The organism is Paraburkholderia sacchari (assembly GCF_000785435.2).
In the GTDB taxonomy this organism is placed as follows: domain Bacteria; phylum Pseudomonadota; class Gammaproteobacteria; order Burkholderiales; family Burkholderiaceae; genus Paraburkholderia; species Paraburkholderia sacchari.
Genome location: NZ_JTDB02000002.1, coordinates 412167 through 430370, shown reverse-complemented (window position 1 = coordinate 430370; position 18204 = coordinate 412167). Strand labels below are relative to the sequence as shown.

Annotated in this window: 16 protein-coding genes and 1 pseudogene; 5 read left to right on the top strand and 12 right to left on the bottom strand. The window is 64.9% G+C overall.

Annotated features, from left to right (window positions below):
* Nucleotides 1–97 precede the first annotated feature (97 nt).
* The gene (locus NH14_RS08710; protein WP_152617095.1) at nucleotides 98–3721 is read left to right on the top strand and encodes an indolepyruvate ferredoxin oxidoreductase family protein; all 3624 of its coding nucleotides are present in this window, start codon (nucleotides 98–100) and stop codon (nucleotides 3719–3721) included.
* Between the two features lie 94 nt (nucleotides 3722–3815).
* On the opposite strand, the gene NH14_RS08705 is transcribed toward NH14_RS08710, so the two are convergent.
* Nucleotides 3816–5120, bottom strand: coding sequence for an EAL domain-containing protein (locus NH14_RS08705; protein WP_035524002.1), 1305 nt, complete (start codon nucleotides 5118–5120; stop codon nucleotides 3816–3818).
* Between the two features lie 383 nt (nucleotides 5121–5503).
* Between NH14_RS08705 and NH14_RS08700 the strand changes: the two genes are divergently transcribed.
* Nucleotides 5504–7171, top strand: a complete 1668-nt coding sequence (locus NH14_RS08700) for a Na+/H+ antiporter (protein ID WP_035523574.1) — start codon at nucleotides 5504–5506, stop codon at nucleotides 7169–7171.
* A 138-nt stretch (nucleotides 7172–7309) separates the two neighbouring features.
* Here the strand turns inward: NH14_RS08700 and NH14_RS08695 are convergent, their stop codons facing one another.
* The 5 genes from NH14_RS08695 to NH14_RS08675 form a co-directional block, all read right to left on the bottom strand.
* Nucleotides 7310–8614, bottom strand: a complete 1305-nt coding sequence (locus NH14_RS08695; RefSeq protein WP_035523572.1) for a solute carrier family 23 protein — start codon at nucleotides 8612–8614, stop codon at nucleotides 7310–7312.
* A 453-nt stretch (nucleotides 8615–9067) separates the two neighbouring features.
* Complete coding sequence (locus NH14_RS08690; protein ID WP_052147873.1) at nucleotides 9068–9706, bottom strand: DUF2239 family protein; 639 nt, start codon at nucleotides 9704–9706, stop codon at nucleotides 9068–9070.
* 110 nt (nucleotides 9707–9816) lie between these two features.
* Entirely contained in the window at nucleotides 9817–10644 is an 828-nt protein-coding gene (locus tag NH14_RS08685; RefSeq protein WP_035523569.1) for an HvfC/BufC N-terminal domain-containing protein, read from the bottom strand.
* A complete protein-coding gene (gene bufB, locus NH14_RS08680; RefSeq protein WP_237179571.1) occupies nucleotides 10641–11519 on the bottom strand; it encodes an MNIO family bufferin maturase in 879 nt (292 codons plus the stop codon). The genes NH14_RS08685 and bufB overlap by 4 nt, the downstream gene beginning before the upstream one ends.
* Nucleotides 11520–11531: 12 nt before the next feature.
* Nucleotides 11532–11780, bottom strand: a complete 249-nt coding sequence (locus NH14_RS08675; protein WP_035523566.1) for a BufA1 family periplasmic bufferin-type metallophore — start codon at nucleotides 11778–11780, stop codon at nucleotides 11532–11534.
* Nucleotides 11781–12033: 253 nt separating this feature from the next.
* Between NH14_RS08675 and NH14_RS08670 the strand changes: the two genes are divergently transcribed.
* Nucleotides 12034–12339 (top strand): DUF4148 domain-containing protein, encoded by a 306-nt coding sequence (locus tag NH14_RS08670; RefSeq protein ID WP_035523564.1) that lies wholly within the window; start codon nucleotides 12034–12036, stop codon nucleotides 12337–12339.
* Nucleotides 12340–12604: 265 nt separating this feature from the next.
* On the opposite strand, the gene NH14_RS08665 is transcribed toward NH14_RS08670, so the two are convergent.
* From NH14_RS08665 to NH14_RS08655, 3 genes are all read right to left on the bottom strand, one after another.
* On the bottom strand, nucleotides 12605–13411 hold the full coding sequence (locus tag NH14_RS08665) for a hypothetical protein (RefSeq protein ID WP_035523562.1): 807 nt from the start codon (nucleotides 13409–13411) through the stop codon (nucleotides 12605–12607).
* Between the two features lie 170 nt (nucleotides 13412–13581).
* A complete protein-coding gene (locus NH14_RS08660) occupies nucleotides 13582–14703 on the bottom strand; it encodes a porin (protein ID WP_035523560.1) in 1122 nt (373 codons plus the stop codon).
* A 347-nt stretch (nucleotides 14704–15050) separates the two neighbouring features.
* Entirely contained in the window at nucleotides 15051–15344 is a 294-nt protein-coding gene (locus tag NH14_RS08655; RefSeq protein WP_035523557.1) for a hypothetical protein, read from the bottom strand.
* Nucleotides 15345–15531: 187 nt separating this feature from the next.
* Here NH14_RS08655 and NH14_RS08650 point away from each other — a divergent pair, with 187 nt between their 5' ends.
* A complete protein-coding gene (locus tag NH14_RS08650) occupies nucleotides 15532–15981 on the top strand; it encodes an SRPBCC family protein (protein WP_035523994.1) in 450 nt (149 codons plus the stop codon).
* A 46-nt stretch (nucleotides 15982–16027) separates the two neighbouring features.
* On the opposite strand, the gene NH14_RS08645 is transcribed toward NH14_RS08650, so the two are convergent.
* From NH14_RS08645 to NH14_RS33180, 3 genes are all read right to left on the bottom strand, one after another.
* Nucleotides 16028–16252 carry a SymE family type I addiction module toxin gene (locus tag NH14_RS08645; RefSeq protein WP_084225178.1) on the bottom strand — a complete coding sequence of 75 codons (225 nt, stop codon included), beginning with the start codon at nucleotides 16250–16252 and terminating at the stop codon, nucleotides 16028–16030.
* A gap of 94 nt (nucleotides 16253–16346) precedes the next feature.
* Nucleotides 16347–16706, bottom strand: coding sequence for a helix-turn-helix domain-containing protein (locus NH14_RS08640; protein ID WP_052147872.1), 360 nt, complete (start codon nucleotides 16704–16706; stop codon nucleotides 16347–16349).
* Between the two features lie 618 nt (nucleotides 16707–17324).
* On the bottom strand, nucleotides 17325–17606 hold the full coding sequence (locus NH14_RS33180; protein ID WP_035523552.1) for a hypothetical protein: 282 nt from the start codon (nucleotides 17604–17606) through the stop codon (nucleotides 17325–17327).
* On the opposite strand from NH14_RS33180, the pseudogene NH14_RS08635 reads away from it, so the two are divergent.
* Nucleotides 17596–18067 (top strand): annotated as a pseudogene (locus tag NH14_RS08635) (tyrosine-type recombinase/integrase); the annotation flags it as partial. The gene NH14_RS33180 and the pseudogene NH14_RS08635 sit on opposite strands and share 11 nt — an antisense overlap.
* Nucleotides 18068–18204: the final 137 nt, after the last annotated feature.

The following is an 18204-nucleotide window of genomic DNA, read 5'->3' as shown; positions in this document are numbered from 1 at the left end:
CGAAAAAATAGAGTCTTCCTCGCCGCGCCCCAAGAAGGGCGCGCGACAGCAATAGAACGGAGACTCCCCCATGACTGCGCGCCCCGCGTTTGGCGACATGCCTGCCACGCCGCCGAATTGGCCACATCTGGCTGATTACAAGCTCACCGACAACCTCACCGCCGCGCGCGGCCGCATCTTCCTCACCGGCACCCAGGCGCTGATCCGACTGCCGCTCATGCAGCGTGCGCTCGACCGCGCGCATGGGCTGAACACGGCCGGCTTCATCAGCGGCTATCGCGGCTCGCCGCTCGGCATGGTCGATCAGCAGGCCTGGAAGGCGAAGAAGCTGCTCGAAGCCGCCGACGTGCGCTTCCTGCCCGCCATCAACGAGGAACTGGGCGGCACCGCCGTGCTCGGCACCCAGCGCGTGGAAGCGGACCCCGAGCGCACCGTCGAAGGCGTGTTCGCGATGTGGTACGGCAAGGGCCCGGGCGTCGACCGCGCCGGCGACGCGCTCAAACACGGCAACGCCTACGGCTCGTCGCCGCATGGCGGCGTGCTCGTGGTGGCGGGCGACGATCACGGCTGCGTGTCGTCGTCGATGCCGCATCAGAGCGACTTCGCGATGATGGCGTGGCACATGCCCATCGTGAATCCGTCGAACATCGCCGACATGCTCGAGTTCGGCCTGTATGGCTGGGCGCTCTCGCGCTACTCCGGCGCATGGGTGGGCTACAAGGCCATTTCGGAGACGGTGGAGTCGGGTTCGACCGTCGATCTCGATGCGCTGAAAACCGACTGGCAGGCTCCCGATCTGGCAACGTCGGGTTTCACCCCACCGCCTGGCGGCCTGCACAACCGCTGGCCCGACCTGCCGAGCCTGTCGATCGAGCAGCGCCTCGCGGCCAAGCTCGACGCCGTGCGCCACTTCGCGCGCGTGAACAGCATCGACAAGTGGATCGCGCCGAGCCCGCACGCGGACGTGGGCATCGTGACCTGCGGCAAGGCGCATCTCGACCTCATGGAAGCGCTGCGCCGTCTCGACCTCACGGTCGACGATCTCGACTGCGCGGGCGTGCGCATCTACAAGGTGGGGCTCTCGTTCCCGCTGGAGATGTCGCGCATCGACGCGTTCGTCTCGGGCCTCTCCAATGTGCTCGTGATCGAAGAGAAGGGCCCCGTGATCGAGCAGCAGATCAAGGACTATCTCTACAACCGCAAGGACGGCGCGCGCCCGGCCATCGTCGGCAAGCACGCCGAGGACGGCACGCTGCTGCTCTCCGATCTGGGCGAGCTGCGCCCTTCGCGCATCCTGCCGGTGTTCGCCGCGTGGCTCGCGCAGCACAAGCCGATGCTCGACCGCCGCGAGCGCGTGGTCGATCTGGTGGCGCCGCAGATCCTGTCGAACGTCGCGGATGCCGTGCGCCGCACGCCGTACTTCTGCTCGGGCTGCCCGCACAACACCTCGACCAAGGTGCCCGAAGGCTCGATCGCGCAGGCCGGGATTGGCTGTCACTTCATGGCTTCGTGGATGGAGCGCGACACCACAGGCCTGATCCAGATGGGCGGCGAAGGCGTGGACTGGGCCTCGCATTCGATGTTCACGAACACGCGTCATGTGTTCCAGAATCTCGGCGACGGAACCTACTTTCATTCAGGGATCCTTGCGATTCGCCAGGCCGTGGCCGCGAAGGCCAACATCACCTACAAGATCCTCTACAACGACGCCGTGGCGATGACCGGCGGCCAGCCCGTGGACGGCAGCATCTCCGTGCCGCAGATCGCGCGCCAGGTGGAAGCCGAGGGCGTCTCGCGCTTCGTAGTTGTGAGCGACGAGCCCGAGAAATACGATGGCCACCACGGCCTGTTTCCGAAGGGCACGACGTTCCATCACCGCAGCGAACTCGACACCGTGCAGCGCGAACTGCGCGAAACGCCGGGCGTGACCGTGCTGATCTACGACCAGACCTGCGCCGCCGAAAAACGCCGCCGCCGCAAAAAGGGTGAATTCCCCGATCCGGACAAGCGCCTCTTCATCAACGAGGAAGTCTGCGAAGGCTGCGGCGATTGTGGCGTGCAGTCGAACTGCCTCTCGGTCGAGCCAGTGGAAACGACGTTGGGCCGCAAGCGCCGCATCGACCAGTCGTCGTGCAACAAGGACTATTCGTGCGTGAACGGCTTTTGCCCGAGCTTCGTCACCATCGAAGGCGGCAAGCTTAAAAAGGCTGCGGGCGCGGCGTTCGATCCGCAGGCGCTCGCTGCGCGCGTGAATGCGCTGCCGCTTCCGGCCACGCATCTCGACAACGCGCCTTACGACATTCTCGTGACCGGCGTGGGCGGCACGGGCGTGGTGACGGTGGGCGCGCTCATCAGCATGGCCGCGCACCTGGAAGGCAAAAGCGCTTCGGTGCTCGACTTCATGGGCTTCGCGCAAAAGGGCGGCTCGGTGCTGTCGTTCGTGCGCTTCGCAGCAAACGACGCACTGCTCAACCAGGTGCGCATCGACACCCAGCAGGCCGACCTGCTGCTCGCCTGCGACATGGTGGTGGGCGCGAGCGCCGACGCGCTGCAAACGGTGCGCCACGACCGCACGCGCATCGTCGTGAACACGCATGAAATTCCGAACGCCGCGTTCGTGCAGAACCCCGAGGCGAACCTGCACGCCGACGCACTGCTCGCGAAGATGCGCCACGCGGCGACCAACGGCGCCACAAATGAAAAAAGCGCTGCGCAAGACCCGCTCGCCGCATGCGATGCCCAGGCGCTCGCGCAGCGCTTCCTCGGCGACACGATCGGCGCGAACATCGTGATGCTCGGCTTCGCGTGGCAGCTTGGCCTCGTGCCGGTGTCGCTCGCGGCGCTTACGCGTGCGATCGAGTTGAACAATGTGGCCGTGCAGGCGAACCTGTTTGCGTTCTCGATTGGGCGTCTCGCCGCCGCCGACGCTGCTGCGCTCGAAGCGCTGGACACGCAACGCGCGGCGGCCGCCAAAGCGACGGTGCGCACGCTCACGCAAACGCTCGACGAGTTGATCGCCGACCGCGAGCAGCGTCTGCTCGCCTACGGCGGCGCTGGCTACGTGAAGCGTTATCGCGCGCTGGTCGATGCCGCGCGCCGCGCGGATCAATCCGACGATCAAGCGCTCGCGCGCGCCGTCGCGGCCACGTTCTACAAGCTGCTCGCCGTGAAGGACGAATACGAAGTGGCACGCCTGCACGCCGATCCGGCCTTCCGCGCCGCGCTCGAAGCGCAGTTCGAAGGCAAGGCGGGCAACGACTTCACAGTGAAATTCAACCTCGCGCCGCCGCTCATCGCGCGCGAGAAGAACGGCCAGCATCCGCGCAAGATGCAGTTCGGCCAGTGGCTGTGGACCGGGCTCGCGCTGCTCGCGAAGGGGCGCGGCGTGCGCGGTACGTGGCTCGACCCGTTCGGCAAGACGCTCGAGCGGCGCATGGAACGCGCCCTCGCCGACGACTACGAGGCGACGCTGCGCGGCGCGCTTGCGAACGTCACCGTTGACAATGCCGCCGAGCTCGCGAAGTTCGCAAGCCTGCATCAGCGCGTGCGCGGCTATGGCCACGTGAAGCTCGCGAATCTCGCCTCGGTCAAACGCAGCGAGCGCGAACTCGCCACGCGCCTGAACATCGACGTGAGGACGAGCGAGGCCGTCACCGAGGCGCTCGCGTCGTTCAAGGGTGTGGGGGCATTGCGCGGTATTCCGGTGGTGGTTGCCAAGTAAGAAGCGTGGTCGTCAAGACGCAAAAAAACGGCGCGAGTGCCTCACACTCGCGCCGCTTTTTTTCGTCGGTAGCTTCGGGCCGTCTGGCCCGCGCTCAGGCCGGCTCTGCAGCAAACCAGTCCACGTCGCCGCACAGCACGCACAGGCGGTCGCCCACCTGCACCGCCATCGAGAGCGTCACGCACGGCAGCGCTTCGTTGATCGAAAGATACGGCGAGCTCGCGTGCACGCGCCCTGGCGCCACCAGCGCCGCGCGGAAGTACGGCCTGCGCAGCCAGTTCGCGCCCTGCGCGTCGTCGAGCGGCAGGAAGCGCGCATCGTGCTCGGCGCGGTCCACGCGCAGCACCACGTTGCGCCCCGCCTGACGCCCGTTCGCGTCGAGCAAAAAGCAGCGCGCCGCGTGATCGAGCGCGAGGAAATTCCAGCACACCTCCTCCAGCGCCTCACCCGCGCCCAGGCGCTCGGCCGCGCGCTCGAACGCGCGCACGTAGGGCGCAAGACGGCTTGCCGTGCTGCGCTCGCGTGCTTCGGTCTGCTCGCGATAGCGCTCGGTGGCCTCGGCGATCACGGCTTGCGCGTGCGCCGCATCGGTCAGGCCGGGGGCGGGCCGCGCGAAGAAAAAGCCTTGCACGAAGTCGGCGTTGCATGAGAGCGCGAGCTGCGCCTCCTGCTCCGTTTCCACGCCCTCGATCAGCACCAGCTTGCCCGCTTCGTGCAGCAACGCGACGAGCGCGGGCAGCGTCGCGGCCATGTCGGCGCGATGCGCGGCGTGCAGCAGCATGATGCGGTCGAGCTTCACGATATCGGGATTCAACTGCCACACGCGGCCGATGTCGACATGGCCCGCGCCGAAGTCGTCGAGTGCCACGAGAAAGCCGCGCTCGCGAAACTCGGCCACCGCGTGCGCGAGCGCGTCGAGATCCATGGCATCGACCGGGTTCACGTCCGGCATCTCCGGCACGTCCAGCACTTCGAGCACGATGCGCCGCGGCGGCAAATCGAGCCGCCGCAGATTCGCGAGCAGCGCCGCCGCGTGATAAGGATCGGTCAGCGTGCCCGGATGCACGTTCAGAAACAACCATTCGCGCTCGGCTCCCAGCAACGCGAAGTTCTCGAGATGCAGTGCCTGCGCGAGCCGGTCCACGAGGAGCGCCTCGCCCACGCGCGCGGCAGCGCCGAACACATCGAGCGGCGAGACAGGCCGGTCGAGCGCGTCGTGTGCGCGCAAGAACCCTTCGTAGCCGATCGCGCGCATATGCGAGAGGCTGAAAACGGGCTGAAACACGCTCGTGAGCGTGAGCTCGCCGTGTTGCACGCTATAGCGCTCGAGCCCCGATGCGACGCTCAGGTCGAAGCCATGAGGCGCGGTGGCCGTCTTGTCATGTTGCTCTGTGCTCATGCTTTCCTCTTCGCGCAAGTTGATCGCCACGGCTCGCGTGCCGGCGGTCCCTGCGTTGCGCCTCCTGTGGTTGGGTAACGATCAAGCAAGGTTCGTGCGCACGCATACCTCGTTTTATCCGCGTGCATGCGCGGCCAGCGGGCATGCAACGGCTGCGGGCGCACCAACTTCGTGCATCACGCCCGGCCGCGCTCGCATGACACAATGCGCGTCAACCTCACGCGCGGCCGCTGCCGGGTTCGCGGCGCGCCAAGCCCGCCCCGAGCTACACTGCCCGCCAGCCGCCGGCGGCCTCGCCAGGCCTGTTCCGCATTCGTTCGCAACGCTTCCGCATTAAAGGGACACACTCAAAGGGCGCACCGCGCCCGCGCCTCACTTCATCGATGGAAACCATTTTCACCGTTCTCATTCTGCTCCTTGCCGTGGCACTTTCGGGCGTCATCGTGCGTCTGTTGCCCGTCAAGCTGCCACTGCCGCTTTTGCAGATCGCCATCGGCGCCTTACTCACGTTTCCGCGCATCAATCCGCACGTCACGTTCGATCCCGATATCTTCATGGCGCTGTTCATCCCGCCGCTGCTGTTCGCGGACGGCTGGCGCATCCCCAAGCGCGAATTCTTCCTGCAGCGGCGCGCGATCCTGATGCTCGCGCTCGGCCTCGTGCTGTTCACCGTGGTGGCGGTGGGCTATTTCGTGCACTGGCTCGTGCCGCGGATTTCGTTGCCGGTGGCCTTCGCGCTCGCCGCCGTGCTCTCGCCCACCGACGCCGTGGCGCTCTCGGCCATCGCCGGCAAGGACCGGATTCCCGCGCAGCTCATGCACATCCTCGAAGGCGAAGCGTTGATGAACGATGCGTCCGGCCTCGTCGCGCTCAAGTTCGCCGTGGCCGCCGCGCTCACGGGCTACTTCTCGCTGCGCGACGCCACGCTCAGCTTCTTCGTGATCGCGGCGGGCGGGCTCGCGGTGGGCGCGGCGATCGGCTGGCTGTTCAGCTTCGCGTCCTCGCGCTTTTTGAACACGACCAGCGAAGGCGATCCCGCGCCCGGCGTCGTGATGACGCTGCTGATTCCGTTCGCGGCCTATCTCTTCGCGGAACATCTCGAAGTCTCGGGCGTGCTCGCCGCCGTGGCCGCGGGGATGATGATGAACTACACGAGCGTCGCGCACATGGGGCCGGTGTCCTCGCGCGTGCGCGCGAACAGCACCTGGCAGATGATCGAGTTCGTCTTCAACGGCATGGTGTTCACGCTGCTCGGGCTGCAGTTTCCCGGCATTCTCGGCAAGGCGCTGCTCGACGCGCATCACACGAGCAACGTGCAGATGATGCGTCTCATCGGCTATATCGCCGCTGTGCTCGTAGCGCTCTACGCGATGCGCTTCGGCTGGGTGTGGCTGCTGCGCTGGGCGGCGAGCCGCAGCGCCGCGCGCCAGGGCGTAGCCAACGCGGTGCCGGGCCTGCGCACCGTGGCGATCACGACCGTGGCCGGCGTGCGCGGCGCGGTCACGCTCGCGGGCGTGCTTTCGCTGCCCGTGGCGCTCGCGAGCGGCGCGCCGCTGCCGGGCCGCGACACCGCCATTTTCATCGCCTCGGGCGTGATTCTCGCCTCGCTGATGGTGGCGATCGTCGGGCTGCCGCTGCTGCTGCGCGGCGTGAAGCGCGGCGCGCATCCGGCGCACGCCGCCGAGGAACGCGCCGCGCGCGCCCAGGCGGCACAGGCCGCGATTCGCGCCGTGGATGCGCTGCACGAAAAAGCCACCGAGGATATGGACGAATCGCAGGCCGCCTACGCCGCCGACGTCACGGCGCGCGTAATGGACACTTACCGGCGACGCCTCGCGACGCTCGACGCCGACCGCGACCGCGCCAAACACGCGCGCGAGGCGGAAGCGCTCGAATTACAGATGCGCCTTGCGGCCATGCGCGCCGAGCGCGCGACGCTGCTCGACCTGCGCAACCGCCAGACGATCAACGACGAGACGCTCACGAAGCTGATGCGAGAAGTCGATCTCTCCGAAACCGCGATGACCACGCGCGGACGCAATCGCGGTTAAGCGCGGATAAACGCGGCCGCACCGAAGAAGCACACGAACCCGCGCACCAAAAACAAACGCGACGCCCTTCGAAAAAGGCGTCGCGTTTTTTCATGCGCGAGCGTCACGCGCGCCACTGGCGCGCGAAGGCTCCGGGCCTTAAACCGCCGCTTCCTGCGCCGGCTTCTTGCGCAGCAGCGCGTAGAGAATGATCGCGCCGAAGGTTGCGGTGCCAATGCCGCCGAGCCCGAAATTGCCGAGCTTGAGCGAGAAGTCGCCCGCGCCGAGCACGAGCGTGACGGCGGCCACGATCAGGTTGCGGTTATCCGAGAAGTCGACGCGATTGACGACCCAGATGCGCGCGCCCGTCACGGCGATCAAACCGAACACGACGATGGACGTGCCGCCGAGCACCGGCCCCGGAATCGTCTGGATCACCGCGCCGAACTTCGGCGAGAAGCCGAGCGCAAGCGCGATGACCGCGGCAATCGCGAACACTAGCGTCGAATAGATCTTGGTGACGGCCATCACGCCGATGTTCTCCGCGTAGGTGGTCATGCCCGTGCCGCCCGAGAAGCCCGAGACGATGGTGCCAAGACCATCGCCAATGAACGCGCGGCCCACGTAGCGGTCGAGGTTCTGGCCGGTCATCGCCGCGACGGCCTTGATGTGACCGAGGTTCTCGGCCACGAGAATCACGGCGATGGGCACGAGCATCGTCATCGCATGCGGGTCGAACACCGGTGCGGTGAACTTCGGCATGCCGAACCAGGCCGCGTTGCCGACGATCGCGAAGTCGATCGGCTTGCCCATGCCGAGGCCGTTGGTCACGACCGCATAGATCGCGTAGGCAATCGCGAGCCCCACGAGAATCAGGAGGCGCTGGAGCATGCCGCGCGTGAAGACGGCCACGCCGCCCACGCAGAGAATGGTGACGAGCGCCATCCACGAATCGAACTGCGAAGCGCTCACGCTCTTCACGGCGATAGGCGCGAGATTCAGGCCGATCACGGCCACGATCGCACCGGTCACCACGGGCGGCATGAGCGTTTCGATCCACGCCGTGCCGACGACCGAAACCAGCACGCCGATCAGCGCATAGACCACGCCGCACGCGATGATGCCGCCGAGCGCGACCGCAATGTTGGTGTTCGGTCCGTGGCCGCTATAGCCCGTGACGGCAATCACGAGGCCGATGAACGCGAAGCTCGACCCGAGGTAGCTGGGCACGCGCCCGCCCACCACGACGAAGAACAGCAGCGTAGCGATGCCCGACATGAAGATGCACAGGTTCGGATCGAAGCCCATGAGCAGCGGCGCGAGCACCGTCGAGCCGAACATGGCGACGACGTGCTGCACGCCCATCGCGAACATCTGCGGCCAGGGCAGGCGTTCGTCGGGCGCGACGACGCTTTTCGCGGTGCTCGTTTGCGCGCGCCAGCGGGGAAAATATGAGTCGGACATGGGGCTCCTCTTGTGCGGTTGTTGACCGTTATTGACCGTTGTTGGTCGTCCTGCGCCGGTGACTGCGGTGGCTGCCGGCGCGATCGGGTCTTGTCTGGGTCTTATCTTTTCGGGGGAAGAAATCTCGCGCGAGTGTACGGAGCCGCAAACGACGTGGCAAGGCGGACTTGCGACGCCGTGCTTGTGAACGGAGCTACAGCGCGCGAGCGCCTGACGGGAGTTTCGGACTACTCCTATATCGACGGAGATACCCGCGACTTAGACTACATCTGCTGCGTGACCCCATGACAGATCATGCAGAGGTTGTAAATGTAAACTCTCCGACTTCCCGCTCATGTCCATGTGGCCTGAGCGGCTTTTTTTTGCCCGGGTATTTTTAATGCGCTTATCCGGTGCGGCTGACGATGACGCCGCGCCGGCAGAAGTCCTGGCAGGTTATGGCTGGTTGCGGCTTCAAGCGAACGCGCCCTGCGCGAGCTCCCGCACATAGTCGCGCACGCCCTCGGGCCAATCCACGCTCCACGCCTCGAAGCGCGCGCGCTCGCCGGCGTACAGCGCGCGCAGCGCTTCCTCGTAGCCCGGCAGATTGCCCGCCAGCGCGGTCATGAAACGGTGCACCGCCTCTTGCGACATCCGCACGCGGTCCTTCGCCTCGCTTGCATGACGCGCGCTCTCCACGAGCCGCCGCAGCACCACCGACGCGCCGCCCGGCTGCGCCGCCAGCCAATCCCAATGGCGCGGCAGCAGCGTGACTTCCCGCGCCACCACGCCGAGCTTGGGCCGGCCCCGGCCGCGCGGGGCGTCTTCGCCGGGTTCGTCCGGCTGCGTTTGTTGTTCGTCTTCAGCGCGGGCTTGCCATGCCGCATCGGCGGCGAGGCGCGCGGCAACGTCAGCGGGCCGGCCGCGCAGATCGAATTCCACCGGCTTCGCGTCGCGGTCGTCGAACACCAGCACCTGGGCGGTTTCTCCGCCCTCCAGCGCGGCCTTCACCGCCAGCGCCACTTCTAGCGGCGCACCGCGCGCGATCAGCCGTGTGCCCGCAAAGGCCGTGACGCCTGTGCCTCGTGGCGAGACTTCGTTGGAAATTGCCATGACTTGCTCCTGTATCGAATCACGGAGCGAATATTACCCGGATAAATTTAACCGCACAATATCACCCGGGTAATAATTTGCTACTCGTCAATCGCAGGCTCATGAGCGCATCATTCGCTCCGCAAGCCCACAATCGCGCCCGTCTCGATCCACGTGCGCCATTGGCTCGCGAAGTCGAAATCCTTGTCGACGGCAAATGCGCTTTCGATCGCTTCGTCGAGCGTCGCGCCATGCTGAAGCGCCACGAACGCCTCGTGCGCGGCCTGCGCGTGGACAAGCGCAGCGGGACGCCAGCGCGGACGCACGATCAGCACCCAGCCCGGCGTATCGATGCGGTCGGGCCACGCGTGCTGGCGCGCGCCTTCGTGGGCTTTGCCGCCGAGGTTTTGATCGTCGTGCTGATGCGCGCGCCAGATCGCGAGCGCCGCGTGATCCGAGGCCAGCGCGACACAAGCTGGATGCACGGCAAGCCGCGACGCCATGAGCCGCTCCGCGCCAATCGCCTGCCACTGCGCCGGCGCGAGCGGCTCGGCATCGGCGGCGAAGGCGGCCATGTGCAGCGCCCATTCGAGACGCGCGACGTCGCCGAAATACGCGTAGCGCTCATCGGTTTCGTAACGCTCGATGAAGGCCGGCATGGCCGCGCCGAAGCGATTCAGATCGGCGTCGCGCGATGGATGCGCCCGCGCATAAGCGAGTGCGAGCGCATCGAAGTAAGCCTCGCCGACGAGCGCCGCGAGCACCGGATACGCGCTCGCCAGCGCAGCGCGTCGTGCAGCGCGCACGTTGCCGCGATAAAAGCCCAGACGTTCGTGCGCGATTGCAATAGAAGCGCCGGCGCGAAGGTATGCCGCGGCTAACGCGGCATCGGCGGCTGGGTCGTCGAGCGCTGCGGCAAAAGCCGCCTGCATCGACGCAAGCGATTCATCGGCGCTCATGCGCGCACCTGCGCGCTCGCGAGCGGATCGTGCGCAATGCGCGTCATGCGCTCGCGCGCGAGCCTCGCTTCGTCGAGCAGCACATCGAGCGGCGGCACGCCCGTGTCCCACTCGATCAGCGTGGGCACCGCGCCGAATCGATGCAACGCAGCCTCATAAAGCGCCCAGACTTCAGGCGCGACGCGCGAGCCGTGATCGTCGATCACCGCTGCCTCCGTCACGCGATGCCCCGCGAGATGCAACTCGCCCACCGCTTCGCGCGGCAACGCCGCCATCGCCGCGAGCGCGTCCTCGCCGTGATTGCACTGGTTCACGTAGAGATTGTTCACGTCGAGCAGCACGCCGCAGCCGGTGCGGCGCGCGAGTTCGGCCAGGAAAGCCGTCTCGCCAAGCGTATCGCCGCGAAAGCGCACGTACGTGGAGACGTTTTCGATCAGCACGCGCCGGCGCAGCGTGTCCTGCATCCGCGCGACGCGCGCGCATAGATGATCGAGCGACGCCTGCGTGAGCGGCATCGGCAAAAGATCGTGCAGCGCGGCGTGAGGCGTCGCGCCCCAGCACAGATGCTCCGAAACGAGCGCCGGTTCGATGCGCTCGACGAGCCGCTCAAGACGTGCGAGATGCGTATCGTCAAGCGGTGCCGCCGAGCCAAGCCCGAGGCCCACGCCGTGCAGACTCACAGGCATATCGCGGCGCACCGTTTCGAGCACGTGCAGGTCGTAGCCGCCATCGCCGAAATAGTTTTCGCTATGGACCTCGACCCAGCCGACCGGCGGCCGCGCGTCCATGAACGCGCCATAGTGCACGTGACGCAAACCGATGCCGACGCCTTGCGCCCCACTCGTGCGCGAAGGCGAATGCAGCATCGTGCTCATGCCGCGCCTTGCTTACTGCTCCGGCGTGCCGCCGAGCTTTTCGCAGGTGCCCTTGGGCATCGTCTTGAAGTCGCCCTTGTCGTGATCGACCTTGGCCTCGCCCGCGCAATCGTGCACGCCAGTCTTGCTCGCGCAATCGTTCTGGCCAGCCTTGGCGACGCCATAGCAGTTCACCGTGTCGGCGGCGTTCGCGACGCCTGCCGTTGCAAGACCCGCCAGCGCAGCGGCCATCACGGCCTGACGGCCCAATGCGTTTTTCATCAGAAATCTCCTCGAAGGTAAGCGGAGTCGCGTGAACCGCATTGTGCGGCCTCTCGCGCATTATTTTGCCTCACCGTCGCCGCCACGAAGCGCGCATTCGCGCAGGCACCCAGCGGCAATTATCTTTATTTCCGTAAAGATATTTGCCATATCTCGATATTTATCTTCAAAGCGCGCGGCAATAAAGTTACATCAACGGACCGAACAAACCGATTGTTACGGTTCAAAAGATAAACTTTGGAGGTTATTGATCATGAAGACCCTGATTGCCGCAGCCCTTGCCGCTACCGTTCTTGCCGCCCCGGCCCTGTCGTTCGCTCAAGAAAGCCAGCCGCTGACCCGCGCCCAGGTGCGCGCAGAACTCGTGCAACTCGAACAAGCCGGCTATCGTCCGGGCGTTTCGAGCCCGTACTACCCGGCCGACATTCAAACCGCACGGGCGAAGGTCGCGCAGCAGAACGCAACGGCTGAAGCCACGGCCTACGGTGCATCGACGAACGGCTCGACGCAAGCCGGCGGCCGCGTGACGCCGGCCAAGTCGGTCTACTTCGGCCAGTAAGCGCCGACGAAGGCAGCGCCCCGCCCGGCGGTGCGCTGCGAGAAGCACAACGGACGGGCCCGCTCTCGATCGAATTGGAGAGCGGGCCCGTCAACTTTTGTGCAATCAGATTAGATGACATCGCCTCGCGGCATCTCGTGCGCCGCGCGCGACACACGTACAGAAAACCTCCGCCGCCGGTAATCCGGCGGCTTGCCCGGACACGCGTTGTCCGGGCCTTTTTCCTTGCCTCTGCCCCCTCTGCCGCTCCTGCCCCGCCCGCCGGTTACTCCGTGGAAACGGCATCGGCACGCACGCCGCTTTGCGCGGGATCCGCGCGCTTGAGCCGCGCAAGGCGACCGCTCGCCGCCTGAACCAGCATGGCGACCGCGACCGCTTCGGCAAACGCCAGCGTAGCCGCCTGATGTTGCAACCCCAGCGACAACACCAGACAGAACGCCGCAAACCCGAAACGCCCGAGCACCATCCCGCGCAGCAACGCAATCACGAACTCCGCGCCGTGCGCGCGATGCGACGACACCGCCAGCACGCTGCTGAGCAGCGGAAACACCGCGAACAAACCACTCCACACCGGGCCGAGGCGCGTGGACAAGGCCGTGACGGACAGCGTAAGCGCAGCGCCCGCCGCCATGCGCCCAGCGAGATCGGTGCGCGTGAGCGGCGCGCCGGCGGCCACCACGGTGCTGCGCGGCAGGAAGGCCTGGCCAAACAGCGTAGCGGCCAGCGCCACGCCCAGTGCCCACGGCCACGACACCGGCAGGCGCGACAGCACGCACGCGCAAGCGAACCACGCAGCAAACGCCACCGCGAGCGCAAACCACCAGGGCCGCGCGCGGCACGTCCAGGCATAAGCGAAATTGAACGCCTCGGAAGCGAGGATCGCGTAAAGCGAAAGCGTGACGGCGCGCGCGCCAAACGCATTGCCGTGCTCCATCACGAGCAGCCAGAGAATCGGGCCCGCGATCACGGGCAACCCGGCTAGCCAGCCCGCGACCTTCGGCCCCCAGTGCTTGCCGGCCATCGAGACGAACAGCAGGAAGAGCGGGACGAGCGTGAGCTTGAGCGCGAGCATCGGGGCGGAAGGCCGCAATGAAGACGGCGATGAGGGGAGAACGGCCGATGGTAGCAGCGCACGCGCGAATGCGCTGACCGTCGCCCTGACTGCCTGGGACTGCCTGGAACTGCCTGGATGCGCGCGCCGGCCATCATGCGGCGGCCGGCGCGCCTGGCAGTGCGCCTGGATTAGAAGCGGTGGCGGATACCCGTGGCGACCACGAGCTGGTTACGTCCACTGGCAGGATCGAACGAATTGATGGCCGCGGGCGCGCCCGCCGTTGCGCGCTGATAGATCGTTTCAGCGTAAACGTCGGTGCGCTTCGAGAACTGATAGACGGCCTGCAGCGCGCCCTCGTGCCAGTGCGCATCCGAACCCTTCGTGTAGACGTACATGCCCGCGAGCGACACCGCCTGCGTGACCTGCCAGACCGCGTTGACCTCGTAGTTGCTGAACGCGACGGACGGCAGCCCAAAGCCGCTTTGCGCATCGACGACACCGGTCTGGATCGAGCGCGACCACGCGGCGCCGAGCGTCACGTCGCCGATCACATAGTTCGCCCCCACGCCGATGGTGTCCTGCTTTCCGACGAAGGTATCGATAACCGAACCCGCCGCGTCCCCCGAGCCCGGCAGCGCGAACGGCTCATACGCGCCGTTGTCGGTCGCGCCGCGGCCATTGTTGTGCAGCCACGCAATGCCCGCGCTGAACGCGCCGCCCGTGTAGTTCGCGCCGATGCTGTAGGCGCGGTTATCGGCGAAACGACCCGCGCCGTTCGAGAACGCGTACATGCCGCCGAACGTGAAGCCGCCATAGTTCGCGCTCGCGTACTTGATGGCGTTGGCGGCGAGGTACGAGTTGTTGGCGTTGTCGTTGTCGAACGGATGCGCGAACGCGGTGCCGCCCACGCCGCCCGTGAGCGTGAAGGGCGCGAAATAGTCGTGGATCGAGTCGTACTGGCGGCCGAGCGTAAGCGTGCCGAACGTCTCCGATTCGAGGCCGACGTAGTACGGGTGATCGTTGCGCGCCTCGCCGTTGGCCGGCGCGAAGCCGTGCTCGAGACGGAACAGCGCCTTCATGCCACCGCCGAGATCCTCGCTGCCTTGCAGGCCCCAGAAGCTGCCGTCGATGAGACCCGAGGTGAGCTGATATTGCGAGTGGCCGCTGACGTTGTTCGCGTAGGCAAGGCCCGCGTCGATCTCGCCGTAGAGCGTGACGGTGGATTGAGCCTGCGCGGATGCGCTCAGGCAGACAAAAGTTGCGGCACAGGCGGCGGCGAGCGCGGCCTTCTTGTGCGAAGGGCGGGTCATGAGAGTGCTGGACGGTGAGTTGTTGTGGCTTGTTGCGGCGCAGGGACGGTGCGGCTGCGCTTTTGAGGCGCGCGCACGGCCTGCAGACCTTACACTCCGGAAATGTTAATAAGAATCGGATTCATTACGCAATGCCTGACTGGCAAACACGCGGAATTTTTGTGGATGCGATGGGGATGCGCAACGAAAAGGTTGATGCGGCGGGGAGCTTGTGTTGCGGGTTTGGGGTTGTGGGCTGGGCGCAGGGTTCTTGGCGGACGCGAGTTGGCTCCGGGCGCAGCGGGAGTGCTGCGCCGCAGATGGGTGCGTTGTGGCTGGCCGACCGCGGCTGTTAGTTGCGGCTTCGGCTAGTAACCGTGGGTCACGAGCGAAAGCACCGATAGATCGGGATGCGTGCCCTCGATGATGCTCCGGCCCACATGCGCCGCCTCTTCTACCGCTTCTTGCTCGCTGCGGAAGGTTTCTTCGCCGTCCGGGTGGTATGGGATCGAGTGGCCCGGCAGCGTCACGTCCGCGCCTGGGTGGCAGACGTAGGCGGTGTAGGTGTAGCGCGTGCCGCCTTCCTGGACTGGCATCGCGCTGACATGGATCTCGAAACCTTCGTAATCGACTTTTTGAGTCTCAAGCTGGACGGCGGGCATGGTGGCCTCCGAAGGACTGGGCGCGGGCGGGTGGCCCGGGGCATAGGAATTAGTTTAGGGCAATGGGACAAGTTGGGTTGCTGCGGTGCGGGGGGCTTGCTGGAGTCGGTTTGTTGGACCGTCGCCTAGAATCATTGGGTGATTGGGTTTGTTGTTTTGCTCATTTGTGACTGCGTGGAGGATGGAGATGGCTACTGGTACCGTTCGAATTCATCGCGTTTTTACTGCGCCGCCTGAGCGGGTTTATCGCGCGTTTCTGGATGCCGCTGCGTTGGCTAAATGGCTGCCGCCGAATGGGTTTACCGGGACCGTGCATCAGCTTGATGCGGTTGTGGGTGGGAAGTATCGGATGTCGTTTACGAACTTCACTAATGGCGCTAGTCACTCGTTTGGCGGGGAGTATCTGGAGCTCGCGCCGGGGGAGCGGATTCGGTATACCGGCGTTTTTGATGATCCGAATTTGCCCGGGGTGATGGAGACTACGGTTACGCTGCGCGGTGTGTTTTGCGGGACGGAGTTGACTGCGGTGCAGGAAGGGATTCCTGAGGTTATTCCCGTTGAGGCTTGTTATCTCGGGTGGCAGGAGTCGGTGGCGTTGTTGAAGATGCTGGTGGAGGCGGAGATTCGGGAGCCTTAGAAGGACAAACCCCGGCGGGGGCCGGGGGCGTTGTTTGTCGTTCTGCTTAATCTTGCGTGATGACGAGTCTGCCGTGTTGCACTTCGACTTTTACTCGTTGGCCCGCTTCGAAGCCTGCGAGTTCCAGCCATCGGCCGGCGAGTTTTATCCAAGGGTATAGCGGCGGGTCGGCGTGGGTTCGCGCGTTAATGCGGCGATATCGCCAGGACTGCTGAATGGTTACGTGGCGCACGGGATGTGCGGGCAATGCATTAAGATTGGCGTTAGCCATGGGCAACTCCTGTATTGAGTTGGTTGTGGTTAGCGGGCTGTGAGTGCTGGTAACACTTGCAGCCCGCGCTTTGTTTACGGCTCTGGGTTTCGTTTTACTGCTGTGCTTGTGCCAGCACTGTGTCCAACATTTGTGAGACGAACTGCTGTTTGATCTTGGGCAGTTGCTCGATTGCGGCAATTTGCTGCTGTAGGCGGGACATTGCTACATGCTTGTCGCTCCATTGAACTACGGGTTTGCCCATTAGTTCGTCGAACGAAAGTGTCAGTAGGTCTGCAAGCGCCGGCAACATAGACACGGGGATGCGCGAGCGTCCGCATTCGTAGTGAGCCAGCGTTTGCTGGGCAATGCCGAGCGCGTCTGCTAGTTGCTGCTGGGACATGCTGTGTGCCTTGCGGGCGGTGGCAACACGGGCGCCGAGCTCCCTGACAAATTGTTCGTCCTTCTCGTTCATGTTTGCATGTAAGCGAGTGATCTAAAAAAATGATATCACGGAGTCCTGAGTGTGAAGTTGATATTACTCAGATTAGTAGTTCAAAATTTTTTTGATTTGAAAATTTCCGTGTTCTCTTCGTGTTCTCTTCGAGAATCAGCGAGACATCGCGAAGGGCAAATCAAGCTCGCTGCGGCCAACATTTGATCGCCCGCGTCAATCACATGGATCGTAGAGCCTAGGCCTACCGGCCCAAGAGACAAAGGACAGAAAGGTGCGGGTCTCTGTGCGCGGAGGAGGATCGAACATTCTCGCTGACGCACGCCGGGCGCGACAGAGAAGCTCGCCGCAATTCTAGAAATGCCCCCACGGGAGGGCTTGGCGCGAACTCACTGTAACGTGCACTCAAACTCATGACCATCTTGACTGGGTCGGCAGTTGCGCCGCCTGCCATTGCGGCAGTGCCGCAGTCATTGCTCCAGAAAGCGTACTCCAATCTCCGCTTCGGATCCACACACAATCAGATCGTGATCGGCGCGTCGGCATGCGAGCAGTATTCAAACGGCGAGGGATGCTGGTCAATCTCACATCGGCATCGACACCTCTGGGCTCACGATCTTGCTTTCTGCTCTGGACTACTCAGATCCATCGTGAGCGCGTCGCGGATCCTGTGGTGCAACGGCACGCGGGTTCGAGTGGGCGGACAGCGCCCATGCGACTGAGGACCTCGATGAGTTCGGAGTGTCCGAGCGCGAATGGCGTCGCGGTCACAAACAGCATCCGACGGAAGATACCTTTAAAGGCACCAGCATCGGGGTCGCCGGATCGTTCCGCGAACACCTTGCTGATTGGCGTCGACGGATTCTTGAGGCGATGCGCCTCGTCCACGATCAGCAGCGGAAGGTCGAGGTTGGTAACCAAAGCGAAGACGGACCACCTCGTGCCGCTCGCCGCTCAGGCCGTCGCGACACTGCGCGAGCTGCAAGCGCTTACCGGCCACCGCGAGTACGTGTTTCCCGGTCGCGATCCGAAAAAGCCAATGAGCGAAGCGGCAATCAATGCGGCGTTGCGCCGAATGGCGCTTTGATACGAAAACTGAGACTACTGGCCATGGCTTTAGGGCGATGGCACGCACGATCCTGCACGAGCAATTGCGGTTTCCCGCCGAAGTCATTGAACATCAGCTCGCGCATAAGGTTCCAGATGCGCTCGGCACAGCTTACAACCGCACAACGTTTGTAGAAGACCGGCGCACGATGATGCAGGCTTGGGCTGACCGTCGAACCTCCGAAAGCATCCGCACCGATGTGATGACCAGCTCAGAGGCTTCAATACGGGCGGGGACTAGAAAATCCGCGGGCGAAGAAGGGGGTGCCGGCTGAGATTCAAGGTGCGGGCGGTGGCTTAGCCCGACGCTGTACAATGCAGCACATTTGCAGTCTCTGGCAATTAGGATGCACGTGCAGGGCTGCTGGGCGACACAGAAAGTGAAAGCCGCGCCAAGTGAGTGGAAAATCGG

Excerpts from the sequence above, each read along its gene's own strand:
- NH14_RS08685 (WP_035523569.1), bottom strand. The coding sequence starts at position 10,644 with ATGAGCGCCGATGAATCGCTTGCGTCGATGCAGGCGGCTTTTGCCGCA.
- NH14_RS08675 (WP_035523566.1), bottom strand. The coding sequence starts at position 11,780 with ATGAAAAACGCATTGGGCCGTCAGGCCGTGATGGCCGCTGCGCTGGCG.
- NH14_RS08665 (WP_035523562.1), bottom strand. The coding sequence starts at position 13,411 with ATGCTCGCGCTCAAGCTCACGCTCGTCCCGCTCTTCCTGCTGTTCGTC.
- NH14_RS08650 (WP_035523994.1), top strand. The coding sequence starts at position 15,532 with ATGGCTACTGGTACCGTTCGAATTCATCGCGTTTTTACTGCGCCGCCT.
- NH14_RS08640 (WP_052147872.1), bottom strand. The coding sequence starts at position 16,706 with ATGAACGAGAAGGACGAACAATTTGTCAGGGAGCTCGGCGCCCGTGTT.
- NH14_RS08705 (WP_035524002.1), bottom strand. The coding sequence starts at position 5,120 with ATGAGCACAGAGCAACATGACAAGACGGCCACCGCGCCTCATGGCTTC.
- NH14_RS08710 (WP_152617095.1), top strand. The coding sequence starts at position 98 with ATGCCTGCCACGCCGCCGAATTGGCCACATCTGGCTGATTACAAGCTC.
- NH14_RS08690 (WP_052147873.1), bottom strand. The coding sequence starts at position 9,706 with ATGGCAATTTCCAACGAAGTCTCGCCACGAGGCACAGGCGTCACGGCC.
- NH14_RS08695 (WP_035523572.1), bottom strand. The coding sequence starts at position 8,614 with ATGTCCGACTCATATTTTCCCCGCTGGCGCGCGCAAACGAGCACCGCG.
- NH14_RS08670 (WP_035523564.1), top strand. The coding sequence starts at position 12,034 with ATGAAGACCCTGATTGCCGCAGCCCTTGCCGCTACCGTTCTTGCCGCC.
- NH14_RS08645 (WP_084225178.1), bottom strand. The coding sequence starts at position 16,252 with ATGGCTAACGCCAATCTTAATGCATTGCCCGCACATCCCGTGCGCCAC.
- NH14_RS08700 (WP_035523574.1), top strand. The coding sequence starts at position 5,504 with ATGGAAACCATTTTCACCGTTCTCATTCTGCTCCTTGCCGTGGCACTT.
- NH14_RS08655 (WP_035523557.1), bottom strand. The coding sequence starts at position 15,344 with ATGCCCGCCGTCCAGCTTGAGACTCAAAAAGTCGATTACGAAGGTTTC.
- NH14_RS08660 (WP_035523560.1), bottom strand. The coding sequence starts at position 14,703 with ATGACCCGCCCTTCGCACAAGAAGGCCGCGCTCGCCGCCGCCTGTGCC.
- bufB (WP_237179571.1), bottom strand. The coding sequence starts at position 11,519 with ATGAGCACGATGCTGCATTCGCCTTCGCGCACGAGTGGGGCGCAAGGC.